Source organism: Telluria beijingensis (assembly GCF_030770395.1).
Taxonomy (GTDB): Bacteria; Pseudomonadota; Gammaproteobacteria; order Burkholderiales; family Burkholderiaceae_D; genus Telluria; species Telluria beijingensis.
The window spans coordinates 1,339,323-1,358,419 of the sequence record NZ_CP132480.1 but is presented as its reverse complement, the minus strand read 5'-3'; the positions used below and the strand labels follow the sequence as shown (position 1 = coordinate 1,358,419).

The 19,097-nt window shown below is 68.3% G+C and carries 22 protein-coding genes; 15 read left to right on the top strand and 7 right to left on the bottom strand.

Annotation, left to right across the window (positions count from 1 at the left end):
- Positions 1-8: 8 nt before the first annotated feature.
- The 7 genes from Q9246_RS06030 to Q9246_RS06000 are packed head-to-tail and all read right to left on the bottom strand — an operon-like array spanning position 9 to position 6,370.
- Entirely contained in the window at positions 9-2,102 is a 2,094-nt protein-coding gene (locus tag Q9246_RS06030) for a flagellar biosynthesis protein FlhA (protein ID WP_306398094.1), read from the bottom strand.
- A gap of 5 nt (positions 2,103-2,107) precedes the next feature.
- On the bottom strand, positions 2,108-3,247 hold the full coding sequence (gene flhB, locus Q9246_RS06025; protein WP_306396211.1) for a flagellar type III secretion system protein FlhB: 1,140 nt from the start codon (positions 3,245-3,247) through the stop codon (positions 2,108-2,110).
- Positions 3,237-4,022, bottom strand: a complete 786-nt coding sequence (gene fliR, locus Q9246_RS06020) for a flagellar biosynthetic protein FliR (protein WP_306396210.1) — start codon at positions 4,020-4,022, stop codon at positions 3,237-3,239. The genes flhB and fliR overlap by 11 nt, the downstream gene beginning before the upstream one ends.
- On the bottom strand, positions 4,023-4,292 hold the full coding sequence (gene fliQ, locus Q9246_RS06015; protein ID WP_306396209.1) for a flagellar biosynthesis protein FliQ: 270 nt from the start codon (positions 4,290-4,292) through the stop codon (positions 4,023-4,025). It lies immediately after the preceding gene.
- 28 nt (positions 4,293-4,320) lie between these two features.
- The gene (gene fliP, locus Q9246_RS06010) at positions 4,321-5,085 is read right to left on the bottom strand and encodes a flagellar type III secretion system pore protein FliP (RefSeq protein WP_306396207.1); all 765 of its coding nucleotides are present in this window, start codon (positions 5,083-5,085) and stop codon (positions 4,321-4,323) included.
- Positions 5,082-5,435 carry a FliM/FliN family flagellar motor switch protein gene (locus Q9246_RS06005; RefSeq protein ID WP_306396206.1) on the bottom strand — a complete coding sequence of 118 codons (354 nt, stop codon included), beginning with the start codon at positions 5,433-5,435 and terminating at the stop codon, positions 5,082-5,084. Before Q9246_RS06005 ends, fliP begins: the two co-directional genes overlap by 4 nt.
- Complete coding sequence (locus Q9246_RS06000) at positions 5,435-6,370, bottom strand: FliM/FliN family flagellar motor switch protein (protein ID WP_306396204.1); 936 nt, start codon at positions 6,368-6,370, stop codon at positions 5,435-5,437. The genes Q9246_RS06005 and Q9246_RS06000 overlap by 1 nt, the downstream gene beginning before the upstream one ends.
- A gap of 331 nt (positions 6,371-6,701) precedes the next feature.
- On the opposite strand from Q9246_RS06000, the gene fliE reads away from it, so the two are divergent.
- From fliE to flgM, 15 genes are all read left to right on the top strand, one after another.
- Complete coding sequence (gene fliE, locus Q9246_RS05995) at positions 6,702-7,043, top strand: flagellar hook-basal body complex protein FliE (RefSeq protein WP_306396203.1); 342 nt, start codon at positions 6,702-6,704, stop codon at positions 7,041-7,043.
- A gap of 128 nt (positions 7,044-7,171) precedes the next feature.
- Positions 7,172-8,890 (top strand): flagellar basal-body MS-ring/collar protein FliF, encoded by a 1,719-nt coding sequence (gene fliF, locus Q9246_RS05990; protein WP_306396201.1) that lies wholly within the window; start codon positions 7,172-7,174, stop codon positions 8,888-8,890.
- Entirely contained in the window at positions 8,874-9,899 is a 1,026-nt protein-coding gene (locus Q9246_RS05985) for a FliG C-terminal domain-containing protein (protein ID WP_306396199.1), read from the top strand. Before fliF ends, Q9246_RS05985 begins: the two co-directional genes overlap by 17 nt.
- On the top strand, positions 9,896-10,570 hold the full coding sequence (fliH, locus tag Q9246_RS05980) for a flagellar assembly protein FliH (protein WP_306396197.1): 675 nt from the start codon (positions 9,896-9,898) through the stop codon (positions 10,568-10,570). The genes Q9246_RS05985 and fliH overlap by 4 nt, the downstream gene beginning before the upstream one ends.
- Complete coding sequence (gene fliI, locus Q9246_RS05975) at positions 10,567-11,883, top strand: flagellar protein export ATPase FliI (RefSeq protein ID WP_306396195.1); 1,317 nt, start codon at positions 10,567-10,569, stop codon at positions 11,881-11,883. The genes fliH and fliI overlap by 4 nt, the downstream gene beginning before the upstream one ends.
- Positions 11,880-12,341, top strand: a complete 462-nt coding sequence (locus tag Q9246_RS05970) for a flagellar export protein FliJ (RefSeq protein ID WP_306396193.1) — start codon at positions 11,880-11,882, stop codon at positions 12,339-12,341. Before fliI ends, Q9246_RS05970 begins: the two co-directional genes overlap by 4 nt.
- 34 nt (positions 12,342-12,375) lie before the next feature.
- Positions 12,376-13,767 carry a flagellar filament capping protein FliD gene (gene fliD, locus Q9246_RS05965; protein ID WP_306396191.1) on the top strand — a complete coding sequence of 464 codons (1,392 nt, stop codon included), beginning with the start codon at positions 12,376-12,378 and terminating at the stop codon, positions 13,765-13,767.
- A 15-nt stretch (positions 13,768-13,782) separates the two neighbouring features.
- Positions 13,783-14,172, top strand: coding sequence for a flagellar export chaperone FliS (fliS, locus tag Q9246_RS05960; protein ID WP_306396189.1), 390 nt, complete (start codon positions 13,783-13,785; stop codon positions 14,170-14,172).
- Positions 14,165-14,482 carry a hypothetical protein gene (locus Q9246_RS05955; RefSeq protein WP_306396187.1) on the top strand — a complete coding sequence of 106 codons (318 nt, stop codon included), beginning with the start codon at positions 14,165-14,167 and terminating at the stop codon, positions 14,480-14,482. Before fliS ends, Q9246_RS05955 begins: the two co-directional genes overlap by 8 nt.
- Positions 14,483-14,502: 20 nt before the next feature.
- Entirely contained in the window at positions 14,503-15,678 is a 1,176-nt protein-coding gene (locus Q9246_RS05950; RefSeq protein ID WP_306396185.1) for a flagellar hook-length control protein FliK, read from the top strand.
- The gene (locus Q9246_RS05945; protein WP_306396183.1) at positions 15,675-16,124 is read left to right on the top strand and encodes a flagellar basal body-associated FliL family protein; all 450 of its coding nucleotides are present in this window, start codon (positions 15,675-15,677) and stop codon (positions 16,122-16,124) included. Before Q9246_RS05950 ends, Q9246_RS05945 begins: the two co-directional genes overlap by 4 nt.
- A gap of 30 nt (positions 16,125-16,154) precedes the next feature.
- Positions 16,155-16,895 (top strand): FliA/WhiG family RNA polymerase sigma factor, encoded by a 741-nt coding sequence (locus Q9246_RS05940; RefSeq protein WP_306398092.1) that lies wholly within the window; start codon positions 16,155-16,157, stop codon positions 16,893-16,895.
- Positions 16,896-16,931: 36 nt separating this feature from the next.
- Complete coding sequence (gene motA / locus Q9246_RS05935) at positions 16,932-17,843, top strand: flagellar motor stator protein MotA (protein WP_306396181.1); 912 nt, start codon at positions 16,932-16,934, stop codon at positions 17,841-17,843.
- Positions 17,844-17,846: 3 nt separating this feature from the next.
- On the top strand, positions 17,847-18,794 hold the full coding sequence (locus tag Q9246_RS05930; RefSeq protein ID WP_306396179.1) for a flagellar motor protein MotB: 948 nt from the start codon (positions 17,847-17,849) through the stop codon (positions 18,792-18,794).
- A gap of 29 nt (positions 18,795-18,823) precedes the next feature.
- Positions 18,824-19,096, top strand: coding sequence for a flagellar biosynthesis anti-sigma factor FlgM (gene flgM, locus Q9246_RS05925; protein ID WP_306396177.1), 273 nt, complete (start codon positions 18,824-18,826; stop codon positions 19,094-19,096).
- Position 19,097: the final 1 nt, after the last annotated feature.

The following is a 19,097-nucleotide window of genomic DNA, read 5'->3' as shown; positions in this document are numbered from 1 at the left end:
TCGTCCGCTTACCCCACCGTCCCCACGATCGACACGTCGCGGTTCTCGGGAATCTCGTTATACGACAATACGTGCAGGCCCGGCGCGAACAGGCGCGCATAGCGCGCCAGCAGCGGGCGCACCTGCGGCAGCACCAGCAGCAGCGGCGGCGTGTGCTGCTGCTTCATCTGCTCGCGCGCCACCGGCATATTAATCTGTAATTGCGACAGCAGTTGCGGATCGATCGGGTAATTGTCCAGCACGACCTTGCCGCCGCCGTTCTGGCGCGCCTGGTTCAGGGAGCCGAGCAGCATGTTTTCCAGCTCGGCCGACAGGTTAAAGGCCGGCATGTCCTTCTTCTTGCCGAACAGGGTCGAGACGATCTGGCGCCGCAGCGCGCAGCGCACCTCGGCCGCCAGCAGGATCGGGTCCTTGGTCGTCTCCGAGCTGTCGAGCAGCGTGGTGGCGATCACCACGATGTCCTTGAGCGATACGCCTTCAAGCAGCAGCACGCGGAACACGCGCAGCAGCTGGGTGTGCGTGAGCGCCTTGTCCAGCGCCGCCGCCAGCTTGGGCGACAGTGCCGTCAGGCGTTCCAGGATCGCCGGCACGTCTTCGTGGCGGAACAGCTCATGCAGGTATTCGCGCACCACCTTCGAGACGTGGGTCGCGATCGCGCTCGGCACCTCGACCACCTGGTAGCCCAGGCCCAGCGCATGCGCCTTCTGGCCCGGCTCGATCCAGGTGATGGCCATGCCATAGGCCGGCTCGATGCCGGGGATGCCGTCGAGCTCCCCGTACACATTGGGCGACGGGATCGCCAGCAGGTGGTCGGGCATCACCTCGGCCTCGGCCACCACCGTGCCCGACAGGCTGATCGCATATTGGGTCGGGCGCAGCGCCAGGTCGTCGCGCACCGCGATCGCCGGCAGCAGCATGCCCATCTGTTCCGACAGGCTCTGGCGCACGCCCTTGACGCGCTTGACCAGCGGCTCGCCCTGGGCGCGGTCGACCATTCCCACCAGCTTGTAGCCCACCGCCACCGTGACCGGCTGCACCACCGGCAAGGCTTGCCAGTCGAGGTCCGGCGCGCGCTCGTCGCGCAGCGCGGCCTCGATCTTCGCCACCCCGGCGTTATCGGGCGCCAGCACCCGCTGGCCCACCTTGTAGCCGGCGAAGGCCAGCACCGCGGCCGCCACCATGAAGAACAGCCATGGCATGCCCGGCACCACCGCCAGCAGCAGCATGATCCCGGCCGCCGAATACAGCACGCCCGGCTGGGCCAGCACCTGGCTGCCGACCTGCTGTTCCAGGTCGCCGGATTCGCCGATGCGGGTCACCAGGATCGCGGCCGCGGCCGACAGCATCAGCGCCGGGATCTGGGCCACCAGGCCGTCGCCGATGGTGAGCAAGGCATAGACGCGGAAGGCCTCGCCCATTGGCAGGTCGTACATCAGGGCGCCGATCGCGATGCCGCCCACCAGGTTGATGATCAGGATCAGGATCGAGGCGATCGCATCGCCGCGCACGAATTTCGAGGCGCCGTCCATCGCCCCATAGAAGTCGGCTTCGGCGGCGACGTCCTTGCGCCGCGTGGTGGCCTGCTCCTGGTTGATCAGGCCCGCGTTCAGGTCGGCGTCGATCGCCATCTGCTTGCCGGGCAGCGCGTCCAGCGTGAAGCGCGCCGAGACCTCGGAAATGCGTTCGGCGCCCTTGGTCACGACGATGAAGTTGACGATCATCAGGATGATGAAGATCACCAGGCCGACCACGAAATTGCCGCCGATGACGACGTTGCCGAAGGCTTCGATCACCTGGCCGGCCGCGTGCGTGCCCTCGTGGCCGTGCAGCAGCACGACGCGGGTCGAGGCGACACTGAGCGCCAGGCGCATCAGCGTGGCGCCCAGGATCACGGTCGGGAACACCGCGAAATCGAGCGGCCGCCTGGCCGTCACCGCGACCAGGATCACGATCAGCGACAGCACGATATTGAAGGTGAACAGCACGTCCAGCAGCACCGGCGGCAGCGGCAGCATGATCATGCCCAGCAGCGCGATCAGGAATACCGGGGCCGCGAACTTGTGCCGCCGCAGCTCACCGACGAAGGCGTTGAAGGAATTCATGAAGTTCATGCTCTGGCCTCGCTCAGATGAGATGGCACGTCCACCTCGTGGGGGAACCGCGGGGGCGCCTGGCGCCGGCCCGAACGGAACGCGTTCAGTTGTAAAACGTAGTTCAGCACCTGCGACACCGCCTGGTACAGCTGGGCCGGGATCTGCTGCTGCACCTGGCTGGTGTTGTAGATCGCGCGCGCCAGCGGCGGCAGGACCAGGGTCTCGATCTGGTGTTCCCTGGCGATCTGGCGGATGTAGAGCGCCATCTCGTCGACGCCCTTGGCGACCACGAACGGCGCCTCGGCGCGCCCGGTGTCGTACTTGAGCGCCACCGCATAGTGTTCCGGGTTGACGATCACGACGTCGGCGGTCGGCACCGTGCTGCGCACGCTGCGCCGGGCCAGTTGCTGCTGCAGCTGGCGGATGCGCTGCTTGACCTCGGGCCGGCCTTCGTTGCTCTTGTGTTCTTCCTTGATATCCTGCTTGCTCATGCGCTGGTTGCGCATGAACAGCCAGTGCTGCACCGGCACGTCGATCACGGCGAACACCACGAACACGGCCACCATCGCCATCAGCGCGTCGAGGGCCATGCCGCTGCCGGCCGCCAGGGCCTCCGGCAGCGGCATGCGCTGCAGTTCGAGATAGGCCTTCATGCCGGAGCGCGTGACCATCCACAGCACCACGCCCAGCATGACGGCCTTGGCGAAGGAGGTGGCGAAGCCGACCCAGTGCTTCTGGCTGAACAGGTTGCCCAGGTTGGTGATGGGGCTGAAGCGGCTGAGCTTTGGCTGCAGGTTCTTGCCGCTGGCGATGAAGCCGCCCGGCACCGCGCCGGCCGCGACGATCGCCAACGGCACCGCCGCCAGCGGCAGCACCATCTTCGCCAACAGCGCCACGCCTGCCACGAACACGACCGACAGCGCGTTTTCGAGGTTTCCAGCCTCGCCCAGCGGCACGAACACCAGCCGGAACAGGTGGCGCATGTCTTCCAGGTAGCCCGGCGCCATCAGGGAAAACACCTTCAGGCTGACCAGGATGCCGACCGCCGTCGCCAGGTCGCGCGAACGCACCACCTGGCCCTCCTGGCGCGCCTTCCTCAGCTTCTGCGCCGAGGGTTTTTCGGTCTTGTCGCCGCCGCTATTGTTATCCGCCACGGGCTATCCTCATCTGTTCGGTGAGCATTTCCAGCACCTGGTTGGTCATCGCGACGTAGTGTTCGGGGATGAAGCGCACCAGCTGGACCAGCATCATGAGGCCGAAGATCGTCACCAGCGCGAAGCCCAGCGAGAACAGGTTGAGGCTCGGCGCCACCCGGTTCAGGAAGCCGAAGCCCATCTGCACCACGATGGTCGAGAACACGATCGGCAGCGCCAGCAGGATCGCGGCGGCGAACACCCAGCCGACATTCAGCGCCACCGCCTCCAGCAGCATGGGCTGCCAGCCGTAGCCGACCGGCCAGGCATGGAAACTCTGGCCCAGCACCGCCACCAGCACCAGGTGGCCGTCGATCGCGAAGAACACCAGCATCGCCACCAGCGACATCAGGCCCGAGATCACGTCCGAGACCTGGCCGTTGACCGGGTCGTTCATCTGCGCCATCGAGAAGCCGATCTGGCTCGAGGCCAGGAAGCCGAGCATGGTGACCGCCGCCATCGCGAACTGCAGGGCCAGGCCCAGCACGCCGCCGATCACGGCCTGCTCGAACATGGCGACCACGCCGGACAGCGAGAACGGATCGGGCGCGGCGCCGGTCCGGGTCAGGGGCAGCATCAGGAACGACAGCACCACCGCCAGCAGCGCGCGCACCGGCATCGGGATCGCGCCGTCGCCCATCACCGGGGCGGTGACCATCATCGCCATGATGCGGCAGAACGGCCACCACAGGGCGCCGATCAGCGGCAGCAGGTAACTGAACAGCTCGATGCCCATTCAACCCACCAGGGTGGCCGCGCGCTGGAACACCGACACGCAGTAATCCATCAGCCGCGACGTCATCCAGTGGCCGGCCAGGATCACCGCCAGCAACGTCACCAGGAGGCGCGGCAGGAAGCTCAGGGTCTGTTCGTTGATCTGGGTGGCGGCCTGGAACAGCGCCACCACCAGGCCCATGACCAGGCCCGGCACGACCAGCACCATCACCAGCAGCATCACGATCTGCAGGGCCTCGACCACCAGGTCGACGGCGATATCGGGACTCATGTTCGTCTCTCCGTCTCGGGATGATGGGCTAGTAGCCGTGGATGCTGCCGACCAGGGTGCTGACGGTGAGCGTCCAGCCGTCGACCAGCACGAACAGCAGCAGCTTGAACGGCAGCGAGATCACCAGCGGCGACAGCATCATCATGCCCATCGCCATCAGCACCGAGGCCACCACCAGGTCGATGATCAGGAACGGGATGAACAGCATGGCCCCGATCTGGAACGCGGTCTTGAGTTCGGACAGCACGAAGGCGGCCAGCTTGACCGGGAAGCTGTGCTGCTGCGGCTGGGCGTACGCGGGCTCGCCGGCCAGGCGCGCCACCTGCGCCAGCGAGGCCTTGCTGGTCTGGGCCAGCATGAAGCGCGACACCGGTCCTTCGGCGATGCGCAGCGCCTCCTCCAGGCCGATCCGGTTCTGGTCGTAGGGCAGGAAAGCCTCTTTCCACACCTGCTCGCCGATCGGACGCATCACCAGGATGGTCAGGATCAGGGCGATGCCGGTGATGATGCGGGTGGGCAGGCCCTGCTGCAGGCCGAGGGCCTGGCGCAGCAGCGACAGGATGATCACGAACCGGGTGAAGCAGGTCATCATCATGATCATCACGGGCAGCAGCCCGAGCAGGGTCATGATGACCAGGATCTGCGACTTGACGCTCATGCCGGAACTGGTTGAATCGGCGCCCGGGATGACGCCGGCCAGCAGGTCCTGGTTCTGGGCCAGCGCGGGCGCCGACAGCAGCAGGCCGCCCAGCAGCAGCGCGGCCGTTGCCGCGCCGCGGGTGCCGCGCATCATGGCGCGAGCATGTCCAGGTTCAGGCCGTCCAGGTCGATCACCTTCAGGCCGTACTGCTCGCCCGCGACCACCACCTCGGCGCGCCCGATCGGGGTGCCGTTGACCTTGATCACCAGCGGCTCGCCGGCCAGCGAATCGAGCGGCAGCACCGACGAGGGCTGGATGTCCATCAGTTCCTGCAGCGAGACGCGGGCCGACCCGACCTCGAGGGTCAGGGTCACCGGGATGCGCCGCATCATCTGCGGCAGCTGGCGGGCGGCCTGGCGGCCGGCGGCGGGCGCCTGGTCGGCGCCGTCCAGGTCATCGATGATCACATCGCCCGCCAGTTGCTCGTTGAGGTTCATGTCCATTATTCGGCGTCTTCAAATGAGGTTAAACACAGCTTGCCCTTGTGCTCGGCCACGGCGGCGGTGAACAGGCGGGAATCGTCGAGCAGCACATCGGCGCGGCCGACCGAGACCGGGATCACGTCGCCGATCTTGAGGCCGAACAGGGTGGCCAGGGTGACTTCCTTGCTCACCAGGCGGCCTTCGAGCCTGACCTGCAGGTGCGAGGCCAGCGGCTCGCGCGCCATGCGCACCGCGCCGCGCATGCCGTTGCGATCGGCCTTCAGGCCCTGCAGCACGTGGGCCATCAGGCCGTGGTCGAGACCGATCCAGACCTGCCCTTCCGGCGGCGCCAGGCCGGGGTCGTCGGTGTCGCGCCGGCCGTACTGGGCGCGCAGCACGGCGCGGATCACCCAGCCGGCCTTGCCCGGCGCGCCGGCCGGCACGATCGAGGCGCCGTCCTTGGCCAGGCGCGGCGCGGCGGCGGTGGCAGTAGCGCCGGCCGCCGCAAGTCCTTCCGCCACCTTATCGTCGAGCAGGTGCGCCACCTGCTGAGCCAGGGTCGCGGCCAGGCGTTCCTCGGTCGCCGTCACGCGCTCCAGGCCGGGATCGCGCTGCGGCGCGGCATTCGCGCCCGCGGCCGGGCCCTGGGTGCGGCGCGCATAGCGTCCTTCGAGCAGTCCCAGCAACAGGCTGCGCTCGAAGGCCACGGCGGCCAGGCCGTAAGTACCGGTTACACCCAGCCAGCGCAGGCTGCGGTCGTCGGGGGCACGTTCGAAGGCCAGGCTCTCGAGGCGGTAGGCGCCCCAGTAGCGGCGCCCGCCGGGCGAGGCCATCGCGGCGCCCAGCGCTTCGGCCAGGCGCGCCGCAAAGGCCGGCAGCAGGTGGACCGGCCGGCCCAGCAGGCAGGGGTCGAGCACCTGGAAATCGCGGACACGATCTGGTTGATTAATCGACATGTTTGTTGACTGAAAATTACGTTTCGATGACAGCTTTTCATTCCCCACGGCAACAATTATACAGCGAACCAAGGTGCAGCAAGTTTGACATTCTTCTTTGATTTCCAACTTGCCCTACGGTAATATTGTGGTGTCGCACCGCAGCAACTCGCGTTCTTCCCTCATGCTCCAGAGGAGAACAACTTGATATGACGGATGCCAGGCAGCAAAAACAAACGTTCGTTCGTTGATCGAGGTTTAAGTTTTTTGTACTAAGCGACGCGGATGGCAACGAAAAATCGGTAACTTTTTGTCGCTCTCACACAACAACGTTTTTTTGACGGGAACCACGATGGCAACTGAACTTGCCGGCCTGATCCAGGCTGACCTGGCGCAACTGACCAACGACGCGAACCGCCTGGCGATCGCCCCAGCCGCTTCCTTCCTCCAACCCGGAGCGCATGCCGACAACGCTTTCTCGTTCAGCGGGGTCATGAAGCAGGCCCTCGACAACGTCAATGCCCAGGACCAGGCGGCCGGCGCGAAAGTCGCCGCGGTCGAATCCGGCAAGAGCGACGACCTGGTCGGCGCGATGCTGGCCAGCCAGCAGGCCAGCCTGTCGTTCTCGATGCTGATGCAAGTGCGCAACAAGGTCATGACGGCGGTCGACGAACTGATCAAGCTCCCGATCTAATCCACCAGCGACGCTCCCGTGATCTCTTCCCTCAAGTCCGCCNGATGCTGATGCAAGTGCGCAACAAGGTCATGACGGCGGTCGACGAACTGATCAAGCTCCCGATCTAATCCACCAGCGACGCTCCCGTGATCTCTTCCCTCAAGTCCGCCGCCGCCGGCAAGCTGGCCCTGCCCTCGCTGCCGCCCCTGCTGCGCAACAACCTCCCGCTGCTGCTCGGCCTGGCCGTCGCCGTCACCGCCGCGATCATGATGTACCTGTGGCAGGACCAGTCCAGCTACAAGCCGGTGTTCGGCGCGCGCGAAAAAGTCGCCGCCGCCGACATGATGACCGTGCTCGAAGCCGAGCAGATTCCGTATCGGGTCCACCCCGAGAGCGGCCAGGTGATGGTGCCGGCGGCGAGCCTGGGCAAGGTGCGCATGCTGCTGGCCGCCAAGGGCGTGACGGCCCAGCTGCCGGCCGGCCTGGAACTGATGGACCGCAACGACCCGCTGGGCGTGTCGCAGTTCGTGCAGGACGTGCGCTTCCGGCGCGGCCTCGAAGGCGAGCTGGCGCAGAGCATCCTGACCATGGACGCCATCGCGTCGGCCCGCGTCCACCTGGCGATCGCCAAGACCAGCTCCTTCGTCACCGCCAACACCGACGGCAATTCGGCCTCGGTGGTGGTCAGCGTGAAACCCGGCCGCCAGCTCGGCAGCGAGCAGATCGCCGCCATCGTCAACCTGGTCTCGGGCAGCGTGGCCGGCCTCAAGCCGCAGCGCGTGTCGCTGGTCGACCAGGCCGGCAACTTCCTGTCGTCCCGGGTCGACCTGGAAGGCGGCTTCGACGGCGCGACCCAGGGAGACAGTGCCTCCAGGCGTTACACCGACGAGGTGCGCGCCAACGTCAACGATCTGCTGGCGCCGATCCTGGGCGTCGACAACTACAAGGTCAGCGTCACCGCCGCGGTCGACAACGACCGCATCGAAGAAACCCAGGAAAAATACGGCGAAGCGCCGAAGGTCACCAGCGAAGCGATGCGCGAGGAGATGGAAAAGAACCGCATGGCGCTGGGCGTGCCGGGCACCCTGTCGAACCGCCCGCCGGTACCGGCCAATCCCGACGCCCTGGATACCGACGCGCCGGGCCGGAACGATGACGACGGCAGCGCGCGCAAGAACGCCACCACCCGCCAGTACGCCTACGACCGCGCGATCACCCAGATCAAGCGCGAGCGCGGCCGCCTCAAGAAACTGTCGGTGGCGGTGGTGCTCAATAATGCCAGCGCCGCCAACGGCCAGGCCTGGACCGCGGCCGAGCTGGCGAACATCAAGACCATCCTGGCCGGCGGCCTGGGCATCGACGCCGCGCGCGGCGACGTGCTGGCCGTCTCGAGCCTGAAGTTTCCGGCCGCCCCGGTGGCCCAGGAATGGTGGCAGGAGCGCGACAACGTGGTCGACATGACCAGCTACGCGCTGTGGGCGCTGGGCGCGATCCTCGCCTACTTCCTGCTGGCGCGCCCGCTGCTGCGCGCGATCACCTCGCGCCTGGCGCCGCAACAGCCGCCGCTGGCGCCGGCCATCCCAACCCTGCCGGGTTCGTCCGGCGCCGCGGCTGGGGCTGGGGCTGGGACTGGCGCCGGCGCCCTGCCCGCCGGCGTGGCGGCCCTCGGCGCGCCGGAAGGCGCGGCCGCAAAAGCCAGCCCTGGCGCCGTGGTCCCGCTGCTCGAGAACTACGACCTGCCCCCGAGCGGGTCGGCGGTGGACGTGATGGTCGACCACCTGAAGATCCTGGCCGGCAAGGAGCCCGAGCGCGTTGCCGAAGTCGTCAAACAATGGGTACAGAAAAAACATGGCCGACCAGAATAATTACGAGGACGACGACGCCGTCGTCCTGTCGCCGGTCGAACAGGCCGCGATCGTGCTGCTGTCGATCGGCGAGGAACAGGCGGCCGCCGTGCTGCGCTGCCTCGAGCGCGACGAGTTACTGGAACTGACCCAGGTGATGTCGCGCATGAGCGGCATCAAGGTCGACGCGGTCAAGTCGGCGCTGCAGACTTTCTTCGACGACTACCGCCAGCAGAGCGGCCTGCACGGCGCCTCGCGCAGCTACCTCAAGCGCTCGCTCGACCTGGCGCTGGGCAGCGACATCGCCAACAGCGTGCTCAACACGATCTATGGCGATGCCATCCGTCCGATGATGGCGCGCCTGCAGTATGCCTCGCCGCGCTGGCTGGCCGAATTCGTCTCCAGCGAGCACGTGCAGATGCAGGCCGTGTTCTTGGCCTTCCTGCCGCCGGCGCTGGCCTCCCAGATCCTGGAAGCGCTGCCGCTCGAGGGCCGCGAACTGGTGCTGTTGAACATGGCGCGCCTGGACGAGATCGACCGCGACGTGCTGCACGAGCTGGAAGAACTGGTCAACCGCTGCCTGGCCGCGCTCGACACGCAGAGCGCCAGCGTGGAAGGCGTGCGCCAGGTGGCCGACATCCTCAACCGCCTGCAGGACAACCGCGCCGGCATGGTCGAACTGCTGCGCGCCCACGATCCCGAGGTGGTGTCGCAGATCGAGATGTCGATGTACGACTTCTTCATCCTGTCGCGCCAGACCGAGCAGGTCATCACCCGCCTGCTCGACGACGTGCCGCTGGAGCAGTGGGCGATCGCGCTCAAGGGCGCCGAGGCGCCGCTGCGCGAAGCCATCCTGGCCGCGATGCCGCGCCGCCAGGCGCAGAGCTTCGAAGACCTGATGCGCCGCTCGGGCCCGATCCCGATGTCGCGCATCGAGCAGACCCGGCGCGAAATCATGGCCACCGTCAAGGAACTGGCCGACGCCGGCGAGATCGACATCCAGCTGTTTGCCGAGGCGACCGCGGAATGAAGCAATTCAGGTCCTATCACTTCCCGCCGCTGCACCAGCTGAGCAGCGCGCGCCCGGCCGGTTCTAGCGGCGCCGGCTCGGACGAGGAATGGCAGGGCGTGCTGGCCGACGGCTACCGCCAGGGCCAGCGCGAGGGCTACGAGGCCGGCCTCGACCAGGGCCGGGCCGAAGGCTATCCGCGCGGCGAGGCCGAGGGCCGCGAGCGCGGCATGGAAGAAGGCCGCGCCGCCGCCCTGGCCCGCTTCGACGAACTTGCGCGTCCGGTCGAGGCCATGCTCGAGGGCCTGGCCCAGCTGAAGGCCGACCTGCGCGCGGCCCAGCGCAACGAAGTGGTCGAACTGGTCGGCAAGATCGCGCGCCAGGTGATCCGCGCCGAACTGGCGCTGCAGCCGGTGCAGCTGCTGGCCCTGGTCGAGGAAGCGCTGGCCGTGATGCCGCCCTCGCGCGACGAGGTCGAGGTGTTCCTCAATCCCGAAGAACTGCGCCGGGTGCAGGAACTCGACCCGAAGCGCGCCCGCAAATGGACCCTGCTGCCCGACCCCGCGCTGGAGCCGGGCGAGTGCCGCGTGCGCGCGGGCGACAATGAAGTCGACGCCGGCTGCCAGGGCCGCCTGGCGGCGGTGATGGAGCAGGTCCACGACCAGCTCATGGCCGAGGAACCGGCGGCATGATGGCCCTGGCCGACTCCCTGCGCGCGGTCGACATCGGCGCGGTGCCGGTGGCGACGCCGACCGGACGCCTGGTGGGCGCCCAGGGACTGCTGCTCGAATCCGTCGGCTGCCGCCTGCATACCGGCCAGCGCTGCCGCATCGAGACCGTCGACGGCGAATGGCTCGATGCCCAGGTGGTGGGCTTCCGCGAAAAGGTGTCGTACCTGATGCCGTTCAAGAAGGCGGCCGGTCTCGCCACCGGCGCACGGGTGCTGCCCGCGCCCGAGAAGAGCGACCTGATGATCGGCCCGTCCTGGCTGGGCCGCATGGTCAACGGCCTGGGCGAGCCGATCGACGGCCTCGGTCCCCTGCGCGGCGACCAGCCGCTGGCGAGCACCCCGCCGCGCGTCAATCCCCTGCGCAAGACGCCGGTCGAGGAACCGCTCGACGTCGGCGTGCGCGCCATCAATGCCATGCTCACCATCGGCAAGGGCCAGCGCGTCGGCCTGATGGCCGGCTCCGGGGTCGGCAAGTCGGTGCTGCTGGGCCTGATCACGCGCCAGACCGTGGCCGACGTGATCGTGGTCGGCCTGATCGGCGAGCGTAACCGCGAAGTGCGCGAATTCGTCGAGCGCTCCCTCGGCCCCGACGGCTTGCGGCGATCCGTGCTGGTGGTGGCCCCGGCCGACGAAAGCCCGCTGATGCGGGTAATGGCGACCGAGATGTGCCACGCCGTCGCCGCCCACTTCCGCGACCGCGGCCTGAACGTGCTGATGCTGTGCGATTCGCTGACCCGCTATGCGATGGCGCTGCGCGAAGTGGCGCTGTCGCTGGGCGAGCCGCCGGCCACGCGCGGCTATCCGCCGTCGGTGTTCTCGAACCTGCCGCAGCTGGTGGAATCGGCCGGCAATGGCGAGCACCCGCAAGGCAGCATGAGCGCCATCTATACCGTGCTGGCCGAGGGCGACGACCAGCAGGATCCGGTGGTCGACTCGGCGCGCGCGATCCTCGACGGCCACATCGTGCTGACCCGCGAACTGGCCGAGCGCGGCCACTACCCGGCGATCGACGTCGCCCAGTCGATCTCGCGCTGCATGGCCCAGGTGGTGCCGCAGGAACATGCGCTGGCCGCGCGCAAGCTGAAGGCCGCGATGGCGCGCCATGCGCGCGTGCGCGATTTGATCCCGCTCGGCGCGTATGTGCCGGGCGCCGATCCCGAGACCGACCGCGCGGTGCAGTTGCAGCCGCAGATCGAAGCCTTCCTGTGCCAGGGCACGCGCGAGGAAGCGCCGATGGATGGCTGCGTCGACGCCCTGAAGGCGATGATGGCATGAAGCGTGAAAACACCATCCGCAGCCTGGACACGCTGGTGCAGCTGCGCACCACGCAGGTCGACCGCCTGCAGGCCGACCTGGCCAGCCAGGAAGCGACCCGGGTGCGCTACCAGGTCAACCTCGAGCGCCTGGCGTTGCTGGCCGAAGGCAGCGGAGCCTCGGGCGCCAAGCTGGCGCTGAACCCGGCGCTGGCCCTGAACTGCGGCGCCTACAAGCAGGGCGTGATGGCGCTGGCCGACAGCCACCGCACCGACCTGGCGCTGCACGAAGCGAATATGGCGGTGGCCCAGGGCCGCCTGAAGGATGCCTGGGTGCGGCGCGAGCTGCTGGGCAAGGTGCTGGTGCGCGAGCAGGATGCGCTGGCAGTCGAACAGGAACGCGCCACCAGAAAGCGCGAGGACGATATCGCCACCCAATCGTGGATGGCCGGAAAACCGGGCGGCTCGGCCGCGGCATGAGCGAAGCACACGCACACCATTCAAGGAGCAATTCATGGCAACTGTAATCACCGCCCCTACCTTCGATCCGGTCCTGACCGCGAACGACCTGGCCGACAAATACACGCTGGCGCGCCAGCAGATCCTGACGGCCAACAAGGCGGCCGCCAACGCCACCGAGAAAGGCTTGTCCGACCTGAGTTCGGCGATCTCCGCCTTCCAGGCCAGCCTGGCCTCGCTCACCGGCCTGAACAAGACCATGTACGCGCAGTCGGCGGTCTTCGGCGACACCGCCATGGGCAGCGCCAGCGCCAGCGCCACCGCGGCGGCCGGCACCTATTCCTTCTTCGTCAAGCAGCTGGCCGCGGCCAGCCAGGTGGCATATGCCGGCCTCGGCAACGCCACCGGCGTCAGCGGCAAGCTGAACGTCAATATGGGCGGCGCCCCCGGCTTCGAGGTCGACCTCGGCGCCAGCCCGCGCAACCTGACCCCGCGCGAGCTGGCGGCCGCCATCAACAGCGCCGAAGGCAATGCCGGCAAGGTCGTGGCCTCGGTGGTCAATACCGGCAACGGCAACTCGGAACTGGTGCTGACCGCCAAGGACACCGGCCTGGCCTCGAAGATCACCATCGACGCCAGCGGCCTGCAGGGCAGCATCGGCGCCGATTCGCTGGCGGACAAGCTGGGCAACGCCAACCTGCGCACCCTGGTCGCGGCGGCGGACGCCGAGATCCACGTCGGCGGCGAAGGCGGCACCGCGATCACCCAGGCCAGCAATACCTTCACCGCCATCGACGGCGTCAAGATGACCTTCACCAAGGCGCACGCCAGCGGCGCGGCGCCGGTCACGCTGACCGTGGGCCCGGACGACAAGGCCACCACCGCCAATGTGCAGGCCTTCGTGGATGCCTTCAACAAGCTCAGGACCGTCCTCGACAAGCTGACCGATGGCGGCGACCCTGCTACCAAGGCCGACGACGGCGCCTTCGCCAGGGACGGCGGCGTGCGCGCGCTCAACGACCGCCTGACCGCCCTGCTGCGCCCGGGCAGCGGCGAATCGCTGGCCAGCTACGGCATCATCGCCAACCGCAAGGGCACGCTCGAGGTGGACAGCGACCGCCTGCTGGCCCAGCTGGCGCGCAACCCGAACGGCCTGGACGCGGTGATCGGCGCGGCCTCGGCCAGCACCCCGACCGGCGTCGCCGGCGAACTCGACAAATACCTGAAATCCTGGAGCAACACCGTCGACGGCCAGATCAAGCAGCGCCGCGACCAGAACGGCAGCCTGCAATCGCGGCTGGTGGACCGCCAGGCCACGCTCGACCAGCAGCACAAGGCCGCCTACGACCGCTACCTGCGCCAGTACACGGAGCTGCAGACCATGCAAGGCATGATGAACTACAACGTGACCCTGTTCGACGCCCTGTTCGGCAACGACAAAAATTAAGAAAGCCAGACCACCATGTCCTATCAGGAAGCCTACGGCAGCTACCACGCCGTCAACCTGGATGCGCAGACCTCGCGCGCCTCGCCGGTCGAGCTGGTGCTGCTGCTGACCGACGGCCTGCTCGACGAACTGGCGCGCGCCCGCGCCCACATCGTCGCGCGCCGCTATGAAGCCAAGGCCGCCAGCATCGACAAATGCGTCGAGATCATCAATGGCCTGTCGAGCTCGCTCGACTTCGAGAGCGGCGGCGAGACCGTGGCCAACCTGGCGCGCATCTACGATTTCTGCGCCACCCGCCTGCACGGCGCCGGCATCAAGCTCGATCCCGCCATGGTCGACGAAGTGGTGCAGGTGCTCACCACCATCCGCCAGGGCTGGAAAGGCGTCCAGGAACGCAATGGATAGGAGCGCCGCCATCGAGCGCCTGGCCGCGCGCCTGATCGATGCCGGCGCGCGCGCCGACTGGGAACTGCTGGAGTGCGCCGTGCGCGAGCTGGCGCCGCAGCTACAGGCGCTGGCCGCGCACGGCGCCTGGAGCGCGCGCGAACGCGCCGCCCACGCCAGGCTGCGTGCGGCCCACGACGGCGCCGCCAGCGCCGCCGCCGCGGCCGCCGCCCAGCTCGAGGCGCAGTTGGGCGAGATGCGCGACAACAAGGAAGGCTGGATGGCCTATGCCCTCGCGGGCGAACTCGAATCAGGTAGCACGCCACGATGAACTTCTCGATGAATAGCGCGATGAATACGATGACCGCCGCCATGAACGCCGTTGCCGGCGCGCCGCAGGAGCCGGCGCCCGCGACCGCGCTCGCGGGCCTGCCCGCCCCCATGATCGCCGGGACGCTGCCGTTCGAGCACTGGATCGCCCTGGATGGCGCGCTGCCCGACGTCGATCCGGCGCTGGCAACCGGCGAGGCCCCTGCGGCCGCGCCGGAAGACCCGGCCGAGCCGGCGGACGATACCCTCGCCCTCGAAGCGCCCGCGCTCGACGCCCTGCTGGCCGCGATGACGCCGCAGGCCGCGCCGGCCGCGCTGCCGGCCATGATGATGGCGATGCCGGGCGCCAAGGCCGGCGTCGCCGACCAGGCAGCCGCCACCGATGCACCGCCCGACGTCGACGCGCCGCTACAGGCCGCCGCCCGCAGCGCCGCCGATGTCCCTGCCCTGCCGCTGCCGCTGCCGGCCGCCACGCCAGCCGCGCCGGCCGCGCCGCGTGTCGAGCTTGCCGCGGCGATGGCGAACGCCCCGGCCCCGGCCCCGGCCGCACCTGTACCGGCGGCAAACGCAGCAAGCACGACCCCGGCCGCGCCGGCGGCAGCCGTTACCGTCGCCGCCGAGGCCGATGGCGCCGACGCCGCGTCCACGGCCACCGCCACGACGCCAACGACCGGCGCAGCCGCCGCCACCGGCCAGGCGGCGACCATGCGCGGCGCCGACAGCGTGACCCTCGCCGGCCCGCCGGCCGCCTGGCGCCAGACCCTGCACGAAGCGCTCGGCGAGCGGCTCCAGCTGCAGCTCGGCCGCGGGCAAGAACAGGCGACGATCCGCCTCGAGCCGCCGATGCTGGGCCGGATCGACATCTCGGTGCGCCACAGCGGCGGCAACCTCGAAGTGCATATCGCCGCCTCCAATAGCGAGGTGCTGCGCCAGCTGAACACGGTCAGCGACAGCCTGCGCAACGACCTCGCCGGCCGCCAGTACGCCAACGTGGCGGTGAGCGTGAGCGAGACCCCGCGCGCCCAGGCCAGCAGCCAGGCCGGCCAGCAGCCGTCCGGCCAGCCCGGCGCCGATGCCCAGGGCCGCGGCCGCCAGCAGGAACAAGAAGAGCAGCGCCAGCGCACGCCTGGCCTGGCCCTGAACGATGCCGGCGACGCCGGTTCCCTGTTTTCGATGAATGAGCGCGAACGACCATGAAAGCAAAACTGATCATCGCCTTCGCCGCTGTCGCCGTGGCGGCCGCCGCCGCCGCGGGCGGCGCCATGTGGTACATGAGCCCGGCCCCGGCCGCCGGCGCCGAAGCCCGGCCGGCTCCGGAAAAGAAACCGACCAAGTACGTCACGCTGGACAAGGTGATCGTCATGCTGCGCCGCGCGCCGAACGACCAGGCCGCGCACTACCTGTCGGTCGACCTGGTGCTGGCCACCACCCCGGCCGAGGAGAAGGAAGCCAAGGAACAGCTGCCGCTGCTGCGCAGCATCGCCGTGTCGGCGCTGTCGGCGCGCACGCTGGCCGAGGCCTCGGCGATGACGGTGGACCAGTACGCGTCCGAGCTGAACAAGGTATTCAACGCCAACTATGAAAAGGAAAACCACATCAAGCCGTTTTCCGAAGTCATGGTCGGCAAGCTGATCATCGAGTGACGCGATCCGCCAGGTGACCACGTGGCCTATATGACCGACTACCTCGACGTCGCCCCCGGCGCCGCCTATGCCGAATATGGCGAGGCGCAGGCCGCATCCGGCATGAGCGCGCAGGAAGAGGGACGCCACCTGCTGGCCTATGCGCCGCTGGTCAAGCGCATCGCGCGCCAGCTCGGCAGCCAGGTCTCGGGCGCGCTGGGGCGCGACGACATGGAACAGATCGGCCTGATGGGCCTGCTGGAGGCGCTGCGCCGCTACGGCCAGCCGGATACCGGCTTTTCGAGCTATGCGGCGCTGCGCGTGCGCGGCGCCATCCTCGACGAGCTGCGGCGCCAGGATTGGCGTCCGCGCGCCGTGCGCCAGGACAGCCACCGCCAGCGCGACGCCTTGCGCGCTCTGACCCGCAGCCTGGGGCGCGAGCCGAACGAGAAGGAAGCGGCGCAGGCGCTGGGCCTGTCCGCCGAAGCGTATCGACAGTATCTGCTCGACGACAGCGCCGAGGAAATGCTGAGTTTCGATGAAATGCTGCAGGAAGCGGTCGCCGAAGCCCACCATGCCCCCGGGCCCGAAGAGCAGTTCATGGTGCGGCGCAGCCTGGAACAGGTGCTGTCGAGCCTCAACGAAAAGGAGCAGCGCGTGATCCAGATGATCTACGAGTTCGAATTGAGCTACAAGGAAATCGCCGCCGTGCTCGACCTGTCCGACGCCCGTGTCTGCCAGCTCAACAAGAGCGCGCTGGCCAAGATGAAGGCCGCGCTGCAGCGCGACTGAACCGAATAACAGAGAAAAGCCAGAAAGGCCTACGTCATGCAGCAACTACTCGGTATCGCCATCGTGCTCGGCGCCGTCTTCGGCGGTTTCACGATGATGGGAGGCACCTTCTCCGCGATCTTCCACCCGGTCGAGATCCTGATCATCGGCGGCGCCGCCCTGGGCGCCCTGGTGCTGGGCAATCCGCGGCACGTGCTGGCCGAGATGGGACACCAGCTCAAGAAAGTGGCGGCGCGCAAGAAGCACGATTCGGAATTCCAGCGCCAGCTGCTGCTCCTGATGTACGAACTGCTGCAGACCGCGGCCGGCGGCCTGAAGGCCCTGGACGCCCACGTCGAGGCGCCGGCCGAAAGCCCGCTGTTCCAGCGCTATCCGCTGATCCTGGACGAACCGAAGCTGCTGGCCTTCATCGTCGACAATTTCCGCCTGATGGCGATGGGCAAGATCAACGCCCATGAGCTCGAAGGCGTGCTGGAGCAGGAACTGGAAGCCATCCACGAAGAGCTGACCCAGCCCTCGAAATCGCTGCAGAAGATCGCCGAGGCGATGCCGGGCTTCGGCATCCTGGCCGCGGTGCTGGGCATCGTGATGGCCATGTTCTCGGTCTCGGGCGGCGCCGATTCGGGCGAGATCGCCGAGAAGGTCGGCGCGGCCATGGTCGGCACCTTCATCGGCATCTTCTTCTGCTACGGCGTGCTGGAGCCGCTGGCCAACCTGATGAAGCAGACCGTGAATTCCGACGCCTCGACCATGGAGACAGTGAAGGTGGTGCTGTGCACCCACGTGGCCGGCAAGCCGGCCCTGCTGGCGATCGACGCCGGGCGGCGCCTGATCCAGCTCAATACCAAGCCCAGCTTCGCCCAACTGGAACAGTGGATCAACGCCATGGGCGGCGAGGACGAATCGCAGAACAAGCGGCGCCGCGGCAGCGACCGCATGACGGGGTAACACGTGTCGAAACCGAACGACAAGCACGAATCGACCATCGTCAAGCGCGGCGGCGGCAAGCACCAGCACGACGAGCACGGCGGCGCCTGGAAAGTCGCGTTCGCCGACTTCTGCCTGGCGCTGATGGCCCTGTTCCTGGTGCTGTGGCTGATCGCCGCGCGCGAGCAGCAGAACCTGAAGGCGATCGTGCGCGACGCCACCGACAGCGGCATGCTCGAGGGACAAGGCCAGAAGCCGGCCATCGCCAGCGAGCCGAGCGGCAGCCTGATCGAGCGCTTCGAGGTGCCGCGCACCGGCAATGCCGGCACCAGCAATCCGGGCAGCCCGAGCGCGCCGAAGGTCGCCTACGAGACGCCGTCCGACCTGGCCGCCCTGTCGAAGGCGCTGACCGAACTGTCGGTGAACGCCGGCCTGGCCGCCAACCTGGCCACCGTCGTCACGCCCTATGGCTTGCGCGTGATGCTGCACGATACCGATCAACAGGGCATGTTCATGCGCGGCAGCGCGCTGCCCACCGGCCGCTTCGCGCGCCTGCTGCAAAAGATGGGCCCGCTGTTCGCCCAGATGCGCAACCAGATGCTGATCGTCGGCCACACCGATTCCAGCCGCTATGCCGGCCCCGACAAGGGCGGCTACTCGAACTGGGCGCTGTCGACCGACCGCGCGCTGGCCGCGCGCGCCCAGTTGCTCACCGGCGGCATGCAAAGTTCCACCATCCTGCAGGTGGTGGGCATGGCCGACCGCGGCCCGCTGCATCCGGACGACCCGCTGGGTGGCATGAACCGCCGCATCGAACTCCTGATCCTGACCAGCGCCCAGTCGCGCGCGGTGGCGAGCATGTTCGGCGCCCCCGGCAGCAACGGCACGGCGCTGGGCAGCGGCGCCACCGTCACCATGCCGGACGCGGCCGCGCTGGAAGAACTGCGCGGCCAACTGCCGAAAACGCCATGACGATCCACGCCAAATCCCGAGGTAACCGCATGAAAATCACAGGCTCATCCAGCGGCGCCGTCGCTACCGTCAGCGCCGGCGGCCAGGCCGCGCCGGCCCCGGTCCAGCTCGACGCCCCGGCGGCGCCCAACGCCGCCTTGCAGTCCGAAGTCCTGAAACCGGCGGCCGAAGCGCTGCGCGCCATGCCCGACTTCGACGCCGCCCGCGTGGCCGAGCTGCGCGATGCGCTGGCGCGCGGCGAACTGCCGTTCGACCCGGGCCGGCTGGCGGGCCTGATCCAGAAATTCCACGGAGGCCGCTAGC

Coding starts and splice junctions, on each gene's coding strand:
- fliD (WP_306396191.1), top strand. CDS start 12,376: ATGGCAACTGTAATCACCGCCCCTACCTTCGATCCGGTCCTGACCGCG.
- Q9246_RS06000 (WP_306396204.1), bottom strand. CDS start 6,370: ATGTCGATTAATCAACCAGATCGTGTCCGCGATTTCCAGGTGCTCGAC.
- flgM (WP_306396177.1), top strand. CDS start 18,824: ATGAAAATCACAGGCTCATCCAGCGGCGCCGTCGCTACCGTCAGCGCC.
- Q9246_RS05970 (WP_306396193.1), top strand. CDS start 11,880: ATGAAGCGTGAAAACACCATCCGCAGCCTGGACACGCTGGTGCAGCTG.
- fliS (WP_306396189.1), top strand. CDS start 13,783: ATGTCCTATCAGGAAGCCTACGGCAGCTACCACGCCGTCAACCTGGAT.
- Q9246_RS05985 (WP_306396199.1), top strand. CDS start 8,874: ATGGCCGACCAGAATAATTACGAGGACGACGACGCCGTCGTCCTGTCG.
- Q9246_RS06005 (WP_306396206.1), bottom strand. CDS start 5,435: ATGGACATGAACCTCAACGAGCAACTGGCGGGCGATGTGATCATCGAT.
- Q9246_RS05955 (WP_306396187.1), top strand. CDS start 14,165: ATGGATAGGAGCGCCGCCATCGAGCGCCTGGCCGCGCGCCTGATCGAT.
- fliR (WP_306396210.1), bottom strand. CDS start 4,022: ATGGGCATCGAGCTGTTCAGTTACCTGCTGCCGCTGATCGGCGCCCTG.
- motA (WP_306396181.1), top strand. CDS start 16,932: ATGCAGCAACTACTCGGTATCGCCATCGTGCTCGGCGCCGTCTTCGGC.
- fliH (WP_306396197.1), top strand. CDS start 9,896: ATGAAGCAATTCAGGTCCTATCACTTCCCGCCGCTGCACCAGCTGAGC.
- fliI (WP_306396195.1), top strand. CDS start 10,567: ATGATGGCCCTGGCCGACTCCCTGCGCGCGGTCGACATCGGCGCGGTG.
- fliE (WP_306396203.1), top strand. CDS start 6,702: ATGGCAACTGAACTTGCCGGCCTGATCCAGGCTGACCTGGCGCAACTG.
- Q9246_RS05945 (WP_306396183.1), top strand. CDS start 15,675: ATGAAAGCAAAACTGATCATCGCCTTCGCCGCTGTCGCCGTGGCGGCC.
- Q9246_RS06030 (WP_306398094.1), bottom strand. CDS start 2,102: ATGAATTCCTTCAACGCCTTCGTCGGTGAGCTGCGGCGGCACAAGTTC.
- fliQ (WP_306396209.1), bottom strand. CDS start 4,292: ATGAGTCCCGATATCGCCGTCGACCTGGTGGTCGAGGCCCTGCAGATC.
- Q9246_RS05950 (WP_306396185.1), top strand. CDS start 14,503: ATGAATACGATGACCGCCGCCATGAACGCCGTTGCCGGCGCGCCGCAG.
- fliP (WP_306396207.1), bottom strand. CDS start 5,085: ATGATGCGCGGCACCCGCGGCGCGGCAACGGCCGCGCTGCTGCTGGGC.
- Q9246_RS05940 (WP_306398092.1), top strand. CDS start 16,155: ATGACCGACTACCTCGACGTCGCCCCCGGCGCCGCCTATGCCGAATAT.